The 511-nt window shown below is 60.1% G+C and carries 1 protein-coding gene; it reads left to right on the top strand.

Features of this window, described 5'->3' with window-relative positions; genetic code table 11:
- Nucleotides 1–357: L-serine ammonia-lyase, iron-sulfur-dependent, subunit alpha (locus ACR30Z_RS22610; RefSeq protein WP_434374682.1), on the top strand; the 357-nt coding region annotated here is incomplete at its 5' end.
- Nucleotides 358–511 lie beyond the last annotated feature (154 nt).

Here is a 511-nt window from a genome sequence, read left to right as displayed (position 1 = left end):
GTGGGGTGTCAGGGGGAGGTTGGTTCGGCGTCGTCGATGGCTGCTGCGGGGTTGGCTGAGGTGATGGGTGGTACGCCGGGTCAGGTGGAGAACGCTGCGGAGATCGCGATGGAACATAACCTGGGGTTGACGTGTGATCCGATCGGGGGGTTGGTGCAGATTCCGTGTATTGAGCGGAACGCGATCGCGGCGGCGAAGGCGATCAACGCGGCGAAGATGGCGTTGTGGGGCGATGGGACGCACCGGGTCTCCCTCGATGAGGTGATCGTGACCATGCGTGAGACGGGCAGGGACATGTCCGATAAGTACAAGGAAACCGCGATGGGCGGCCTCGCCGTCAACGTCGTCGAATGCTGAAAACAACTCAAAGGAACCCCATGACACTCGCACCTGAAGGCCGTAAGTTGCTGCGCGTTGAGCAGCGTAATTCTGCGGTACCGGTTGAACGTAAGCCTGAGTGGATCAAGGCCAAGGTCCAGATGGGTCCTGAGTTTGTCCAGCTCAAGAACCT

Source organism: Paenarthrobacter sp. FR1 (assembly GCF_051106045.1).
Lineage (GTDB): Bacteria > Actinomycetota > Actinomycetes > Actinomycetales > Micrococcaceae > Arthrobacter > Arthrobacter nitroguajacolicus_A.
Note: the sequence above shows the minus strand (reverse complement) of the source record. Positions and strands in the feature narration are given on the sequence as shown.